The sequence below is a fragment of the Burkholderia sp. BKH01 genome (assembly GCF_025685725.1).
Lineage (GTDB): Bacteria > Pseudomonadota > Gammaproteobacteria > Burkholderiales > Burkholderiaceae > Burkholderia > Burkholderia pyrrocinia_C.
Genome location: NZ_JAOTQT010000015.1, coordinates 166,451 through 174,539, shown reverse-complemented (window position 1 = coordinate 174,539; position 8,089 = coordinate 166,451). Strand labels below are relative to the sequence as shown.

The 8,089-nt window shown below is 67.3% G+C and carries 6 protein-coding genes; all 6 read right to left on the bottom strand.

Features of this window, described 5'->3' with window-relative positions; translation table 11 throughout:
- Nucleotides 1-960: CheR family methyltransferase (locus OEJ37_RS21910; RefSeq protein WP_263345585.1), on the bottom strand; the 960-nt coding region annotated here is incomplete at its 3' end.
- Complete coding sequence (locus tag OEJ37_RS21905) at nucleotides 957-1,469, bottom strand: chemotaxis protein CheW (RefSeq protein ID WP_263345584.1); 513 nt, start codon at nucleotides 1,467-1,469, stop codon at nucleotides 957-959. The genes OEJ37_RS21905 and OEJ37_RS21910, both read right to left, overlap by 4 nt.
- Nucleotides 1,466-3,142: a methyl-accepting chemotaxis protein gene (locus tag OEJ37_RS21900; protein ID WP_175917631.1), complete on the bottom strand. Its 1,677-nt coding sequence runs from the start codon at nucleotides 3,140-3,142 to the stop codon at nucleotides 1,466-1,468. The genes OEJ37_RS21905 and OEJ37_RS21900 overlap by 4 nt, the downstream gene beginning before the upstream one ends.
- 126 nt (nucleotides 3,143-3,268) lie before the next feature.
- Entirely contained in the window at nucleotides 3,269-4,402 is a 1,134-nt protein-coding gene (locus OEJ37_RS21895) for a hybrid sensor histidine kinase/response regulator (RefSeq protein ID WP_174421471.1), read from the bottom strand.
- A 475-nt stretch (nucleotides 4,403-4,877) separates the two neighbouring features.
- Nucleotides 4,878-6,461 carry a Na+/H+ antiporter gene (locus OEJ37_RS21890; protein WP_174421472.1) on the bottom strand — a complete coding sequence of 528 codons (1,584 nt, stop codon included), beginning with the start codon at nucleotides 6,459-6,461 and terminating at the stop codon, nucleotides 4,878-4,880.
- Between the two features lie 189 nt (nucleotides 6,462-6,650).
- Complete coding sequence (locus OEJ37_RS21885) at nucleotides 6,651-8,084, bottom strand: aldehyde dehydrogenase family protein (protein ID WP_263345581.1); 1,434 nt, start codon at nucleotides 8,082-8,084, stop codon at nucleotides 6,651-6,653.
- Nucleotides 8,085-8,089 lie beyond the last annotated feature (5 nt).

Below are 8,089 nucleotides of genomic sequence, written 5' to 3'. Positions count from 1 at the left end.
GGCCAGCACCGGGCGCGTCGCCACGAGCGGCGCGACCTTGAAGCGCTCCGCGCGCGGGTGCGCCGCTGCCGCGGACAGCGGCGCCGCAGCCCGGGCCGCGCCTGCATCGGCCGCCGTACCGGCCGGCTCGCGATGAAATGCGAACGCGAGCGGCACGCGCGCCGAGCGCATCCCGTGCCGCATCGCGACGCCCGTTTCGGCCGGCCCGACGAACAGCATGCCGTCGTCGGCCAGACACGCGTCGAGCGAACGGATCACGCGATCCTGCGCGTCGCGGTCGAAGTAGATCAGCACGTTGCGGCAGAACACGAAATCGTAGCGAAAGCCCGTATCGGCGATCGGTTCGACAAGGTTCGCGTGCCGGAACTGCACGCGCGCACGCACGCGCTCGTCGAGCAGCCAGCCGTCGGCGGACGGCGTGAAGTAGCGTGCGCGAAATTCCGTCGCGGTGCCGCGAAACGCGTTGCGCCCGTAACTGCCGAGGCGAGCCTGTTCGATCGCGCGTGCACTGAGGTCGATCGCGTCGATCGTGAAGCTGGCCGGTTCGAGCCCCGCGTCGAGCAGCGCCATCGCCGCCGAATATGGCTCCTCGCCCGTCGAGCACGGCGCGCTCAGCACGCGGATCACGCGCCCGGGCGTCGCGGCGAGCCGTTCGGCCGCGAGCCGCGCGAGCGTCGCGAAGGCCTCGCGGTCGCGGAAGAACCACGTCTCGGGCACGACGAACAGTTCGATCAGCGCGCGCCGCTCGTCGGCCGACGCGTTGAGCTGCTGCCAGTACGCATCGAGCGCGTCCTGCGTCACGGGCGGCCGCGCGGCCGACGGCAGGCGCTCGCCGTCCGCCTGCAGCGCATGCACACGCTCCGTCAGCGCACGGATCAGAAAATCGTTGCCGAGCGAATCGGGGTCGATGCCGGTCTCGCGCAGCAGCCAGCCGCGAAATCGCGATTCGGACTCTTTCATGCGGACGCCTCCCCGTGGCTCGGCAGGCCGTCGAACAGATACAGGCGCGCAACGTCGTCGATCAGGTCGGATACCGACACCTGCTGCACGACGCCGTCGGGCGTGTTCGCGACGAGCCCGAGCCAGCGCGTGCGCGCGGTCGAGATGCCGCTCGCGCGGAACGCCGCGCGATCGATCCGCATCGTCTGCGTCGCACGCTCGACGATCAGGCCGATCATGCGCTCGCCGTCGCCGTGGCCCGCGCGGTAGCGCACCATCACGAGCCGCGTCGAGCGCAGCGCGTGCGCGCGGCGCCCGAGCGCGAGCATCGGCACGTCGATCACCGGCACCGGCTGGCCGCCGCGCATCAGCAGCCCGGCGATCCATTCGGGTGCGCCGGGCACGGCTTTCGTGATCGCGAGCGGCAGCACCTCGTCGATGCCGGCCGCGTCGAGCGCATAACGCTCGCCGTCGAGCTCGAACATCAGGAACAGCGCCGGTGCGCCGTTCTGCGGGTCGGCGCGCGTCACGCGTCAACCTTGAAGCGCGACACGCTGGTGCGCAACTGGTTCGCGACGAGCGTCAGGTCGTCGATCGCCTGCGACGACTGGCGCAGCGACTCGGCGGTCTGCTGCGCGGCTTCGGACAGCTGCGACAGCGCCTGCGTGATCTGCTCGGCGCCGTTCGCCTGCGTCTGCATCCCTTCGTTGACCATCTGGAAGCGCGGCGCGAGCGTCTGCACCTCGGCGATGATCTGCGACAGCTGCCCGCCGACCTGCTGCACGTCGAGCATCCCGCGGCGCACTTCCTCCGAGAACTTGTCCATTCCCATCACGCCCGCCGACACGGCCGACTGGATTTCCTTCACCGTCTGCTCGATGTCGTAGGTCGCGACGGCCGTCTGGTCGGCGAGGCGGCGGATCTCGGTCGCCACGACCGCGAAGCCGCGGCCGTACTCGCCGGCCTTCTCGGCCTCGATCGCCGCGTTCAGCGACAACAGGTTGGTCTGGTCGGCCACCTTGGTGATCGTCGCGACCACCTGATTGATGTTCAGCGCCTTCTCGTTGAGGATCGCGAGTTTTGCGTTCACCGAACCGGCCGCGTCCATCACGCTGCGCATCGTCTCGCCCATCCGCGTGAGCCCGCTCTGGCTCACGCCCGCGAGCGTCGCCGACTGCTCGGCCACGCCGGCCACCTCGTTCATCGTGCGCAGCAGGTCGCGCGACGTCGCGAAGATCTCGCGCGAGGTCGCGCCGATCTCGGTCGTCGTGGCCGCGGTTTCGTTCGCGGTCGCCTGCTGCTCGCGCGACGTCGCCGCGATCTCGGCGACCGAAGTCGTCACCTGAAGCGACGATTGCTGCGCGCGCGAGACCAGTTCGGTCAGCTCGTCGGCCATCCGGTTGAAGCCCGTCTCGAGCGTGCCGAATTCGTCGCCACGGCGCAGGTCGAGGCGGCGCGTCAGGTTGCCGGTGCGCATCACGTCGTGCACTTCGACGAGCCGCGCCATCGGTACGGTGACCGAACGGAACAGCAAATAGCCGAGTGCGATCGCGGACAGCAGCATGACCGCCAGTGCGGTCGCGAGCACGACCTCGGTGTCCTGCACGGATTCGCGGATCAGCTTCGCGGACTGGTCGGCGAACTTGCGGTTCTCCTGTACCAGCGTATTCGCATTGCGCACGACCTCGACCCACACGGGCTGCACCTTCGCGTAGGCGGCAACGGCATCGTCGCGCGATATGCGGTGTTTCTGCACGGCTTCGTTCAGCAGCGGCAGGTAGCGGTCGTAGGAACCGCGAAACGTCGCGAAACGCTGACGGTCGTCGTCGCGGAACGTCGTGTTCTGGTAATCGACCGACAACGACTCGACTTCCTTCAGCGCTTCGGCGATTTTCGCGAGATCGCGCTGCACGGCTTCGGGGTCGGTGTCGACGAACGTGGCCTGCTGCAGCTGCGCGAACGATTCGTTGACCGAGCCGCGCAGCGACGCCGCGAGGTAGACGCCGGGCAGCGAGTCGCGCTCGATGCTGACGGCTTCGCTGTTGATCGCGCGCAGGCGCTCGTACGACACGCCGGCTGTCACCAGCATCAGCACGAACAGCACGCCGAAGCTGAGCAGAATGCGATTGCCGAGCGTCAGCCGGGTAGCGCCGATCGTCGGATGCAGGCTTTCATTGGTCGCACGGGGCGTCACTGTGGCCATGTTCGTTATGGGCTTTCTAAAATCAGCGTTGAAAAAATCCACGCCCGCCTGCGCGCCGATAGGCGCGCCACGAGCGCCTCGTGGTCGAATGCGGACGACGCGGCGCCGGCAGGCCGCGCCGCGAAATCACCGCTCCGCTTGCGCCGGCAGTCGAAGCGCGACCATGAAGCCGCGCGCCGTGTTGCGCATCAAGATCCGGCCGCGATGCCGCGCCGCCGTCGCGCGGACGAACGCGAGCCCGAGGCCGAAGCCGCTGCGCGCCGCGCCATGCGCGGATTCGAGCTGCACGAACGACTCGGTCGCGGCCGTGCGCTGCTCCGGTGCGATACCGGCGCCGGTATCCTCGACGCCGATCAGCCAGGCACCGTCCTCGCCGCTCAGCGTGCAGTGCACGTCCGTGCCGGCCGGGCCGTACTTCAACCCGTTGTCGATCAGGTTCGCGACCGCGCGCGTGAGCATCATGCGGTCGCCCATCGTCACGCACTCGGAATCGGGCACGTGCGCGACGACCCGGCTGCCGCACCCGGCCGCCTTCTCCCAAAGCTGGTCGACGGCATCGAGCACGATCTCGTTGAGACTCACGACCTCGTGCGCGCGCCGCTCGGACTGCGCGCGGGTCAGGTGGATGAAACCGTCGGCTAGCGCGAGCGCGCGCCGCGCATGGCCGGCGATACGCTCCATGATCGCCGGCAGTTCGCCGTGTTCGGTCCGGTAGACGTCGAGCAGCGCGAGAATCGACGTCTGCGGCGAACGCATGTCGTGCGACAGGAAATCGAGCGCCTCGTCGCGCTGCCGCGACATCAGATACGAATTCGAGTGATAGCGGATGCGCGCGGTCAGCTCCATCGCGTCGGGAAGCTTCACCAGATAGTCGTTCGCGCCGGCGATGAACGCCTCGCGCTTGACGATCGGCTCCTCCTTCGCGGACAGCACGATGATCGGCACGCGAGCGGTGCCGGCGTTCGCGCGCCATGCGCGGACGAGATCGAGGCCGTCGAACTCCGGCATCACGAGATCCTGCAGGATGACCGTCGGCTTCACGTCGCGCGCGACCGCTATCGCCCGGTGCGCGTCGGTGCACACGTGCAGATCGATATCGTGTTCGCTGCGCAGCGCGCGGCGGATCACTTCGCCGACGAACGGTTGATCGTCGACCAGGAGAACCGAAAGCCCCGATTCAAGACAATCCGGAGCATTATCACCGCTCGATTCTTTCATAAATACAGTTTCAAACGCCGAATCTCCAATCGATTCTTTCATAGGGGTTGTTTATCCGACTTGGACGCTATCTTATATTGCGGGTTGATAAACCCGCCTGATTCCGCCGATTTGGCCTGTCGGCACTGCCTTGCGGGGCGCCGGGCGCCGGTTTTTCCCCGTCGACGACCGCATTACCTCCGCATTCTTTCTCTCAATAAACATAACCGGCTGATTCTAAATGAAATTAGAGCACAGCATCTATCTCCTTCCGGTTTAGTTTTGCCAAATATGCAGAAAGAGCCGCAATCAGATAAATCAGATCATTTCCGGATTCGAAAGACGATAACGTTTGCGCGACCGGCGCAGCGAGGTTTGCATGCGCTGCAAGGCCCGCCCGCGAGATGTATTGGGGCCTGATGCGAATGCATCGAATCGGCTTGAGGAAGGGAGAAAAAAGCGGCGCGCCGGGCGGGGCCCGCGCCGCACGCGCATCGAGCCGGCAGGAAGCCAGCCCTCGTGATGGCGGCGCGGCCGCCTATCCGCGCCCGTGCTGCGCGGACACTTCCTGCAGGTCGAGATCGCGTTCGAGCATGTGCAGCATCTCGTCGTGGATGCGGCCCGAACGATGCAGGCGCAACAACTCCGCGCGCCCGGCCTTGATCGCGGCCAGCACCACGTCGTAGTGCGCGGTACGCACTTCCGCCGGATATGCGGGCTCGTCCTTCGCCCGCTCGGTCAATTCCGCGCGGTACGTGTATTGCTCGAGCAGGCGCGGATGGATCACGACGCCGTTCTCGTCGCGCACGAGCGGCTGGATCGCCGCAAGCTGCGCGGCCTCGACGTACGCCCACGTCTGCGGCTCGGTCAGGTGATGCGCGGCGCGCTCTTCACGTTGCGGCAAACGCAGCAGCCGGATCAGCGGCCCGATCGTCGTGCCCTGCAGCAGCACGGTGACGAGGATCACCGCGAACGACGCGACCAGGATCAGGTCGCGGCCGGGCATCGCCTCGGGCAGCGACAGCGCGATCGCCAGCGTGACGACACCGCGCATCCCGGCCCAGCTCATGATCGTCGCGGCCTTCCAGTCGGGCGCGTCGCCGCGCCGCGCGATCCCGCGCACCGGCCACTTCAGCGCCTCGACCGCGTAGATCCACACGAAGCGCGACACGATCACCGCCGCCAGCACCGCGAGCACCGGTGGCATCATCGTGCCGAGCACCTGTTCGAAGCCGCCGAGCCGCTGCATCGCGCCGCGCAGCGACAGCCCGATCAGCACGAACACCATCGCTTCGAGCAGGAATACGATGACCTGCCAGAACGCGGTGCCGCGCGTGCGCACGGCCGCGGAGAACACCTCGTGCTGATGCCAGCCGATGATCATGCCGGCCGTGACGGTCGCGATCACGCCCGACACCTCGACCATTTCGCCCGCGATGTACGCGATCCAGCCGGCGATCACCCCGACGGTGATCACGAGATAGTCGTCGTCGAGCAGCTTCAGGAACCACACGACGAGCTTGCCGACCACGAAGCCGATCACCACGCCGCCGAGCCCGAGCTCCGCGAAGCGCACGACCGCATGCTCGAGGCTGAACGCGCCGGTGAGCGCGGCCGCGACCGCGAAGCGAAACAGCACGAGGCCGGCCGCGTCGTTCAACAGGCTCTCGCCTTCGAGCAGCACCATCAGCCGGCGCGGCAGCGCGACGCGTTCGAGCACGGCCTTCGCGGCGACCGCGTCGGGCGGCGACACGATCGCGCCGAGCGCGAAGCATGCGGCCCACGGCAGCGCCGGCGCGACCCAATGCACGGCGAAGCCGACCGCGAACGTCGTGAACACGACCGCGCCGATCGCGAGCAGCAGGATGCCGCCGACGTTGCGCTTGAACTCCTCCCACACGGAGAAATACGCGCCGTCCATCAGCAGCGGCGGCAGGAACACTAGCAGCACCAGTTCAGGATCGAGGTTGATCGGCGGCAGGCCTGGGATGAACGCGATGCCGATGCCACCGATCAGCAGCGCGGCCGCGGGCGGCAGCCGCAGCCGCTTCGCGATGCATTCGAGCGCGACGATCGCCAGGAATGACAACAAAACCAGCTTGAATGCCGAGACGGGAGACATGAATCGACCTCGTGAAGAATGAATTCGCGCGTTCCGGTGTCGTGCCCCGGTCGGCAGTTTGGCGCGATTACATCACGATGCGATACCCGCAGTCGAGCGCGTTCGGGAGACCCGCCATGCGGTGCGGGCCTGATGCGGCCCGGTGCGCGCGCCGCAATGAAAAACGGCACCGTGCTGCCCACCCGCGCGTTAGCGGCGCCGCACGACCATCAGCCGCGGCTCGGTCATGTCCTCGATCGCGTAGCGGATCCCTTCGCGGCCGAGGCCCGAATCCTTCACGCCGCCGTACGGCATGTTGTCGACGCGGAACGACGGCACGTCGTTGATCACGACACCGCCGACCTCCAGCTCGTCCCACGCGCGCTGCGCATGCGTGAGCGAATCGGTGAACACGCCGGCCTGCAGCCCGAAGTCGCTGTCGTTCACGCGCGCGAGCGCGTCGTCGAACCGGTCGAATTTCTCGAGGATCGCGACGGGGCCGAACGCCTCCTTGCGGTACAGGTCCTGCTCATGCCCGACGTTTTCCAGCAGCGTCGCCTCGAACATCGCGCCGTCGACCTTGCCGCCCGCGACGATCTTCGCGCCCGCCGCGACGGCCGCATCCATCCAGCCCGACAACCGGCGGGATTCGGATTCGGAAATCATCGGGCCGACGAACGTCGACGGATCCTTCGGATCGCCCATCTTCAGCGAACGCGTCTTCGCGATCAGCTTCTCGCGCAGCGCATCGTAAAGATCGGCATGCACGAGGATCCGCTGCACGCCGATGCAGCTCTGGCCCGACTGGTAGTACGCGCCGAACGCGAGACGCTCGACCACGTAGTCGAGCCGGTCGCGCTGGTCCGCATCGACGATCGCGGCCGCGTTGCCGCCGAGTTCCAGCACGACTTTCTTCTTGCCGGCCTTCTCCTTCAGCGCCCAGCCGACGGCCGGCGAGCCCGTGAACGACAGCAGCTTGAAGCGCTCGTCGGTCGTGAAGAGATCGGCACCGTCGCGATGCGCGGGCAGCACCGAGAACGCGCCCTTCGGCAGGTCGGTTTCCGCGAGCACCTCGCCGATGATCAGCGCGCCGATCGGCGTGCGGCTCGCGGGCTTCAGCACGAACGGACAGCCAGCCGCGAGCGCGGGCGCGACCTTGTGCGCGGCGAGGTTCAGCGGAAAATTGAACGGCGAGATGAACGAACACGGGCCGACCGGCACGCGCTTCGTGTAGCCGGTATAGCCCTGCGCACGCGCGGAGATTTCGAGGTTGATGATCTCGCCGTCGATGCGCACCGATTCCTCGGATGCGACGCGGAACGTGTCGATCAGCCGCGTCACTTCGCCCTTCGAATCGTTGATCGGCTTGCCGGCCTCGATGCACAGCGCCTCCGCCAGCTCGTCGAAGCGCTCGCGAAAGCGCGCGACACAATGGTCGAGCACCGCCTGCCGCTTGTAGGCCGGCAGCTCGCGCATCGGTTTTGCGGCATCGACCGCCGCGCCGATCGCCGCATCGATCGCCTTCGCGTCGGCCAGCGCGACGCGCGTCGCGACCTCGCCGCTGAACTTGTCCGTCACTTCCAGATCCGTGTTCGCGTAGACGGCTTCGTTGGCGAGGTAGTACGGATAGGTTTCCTTCAACATGGAAC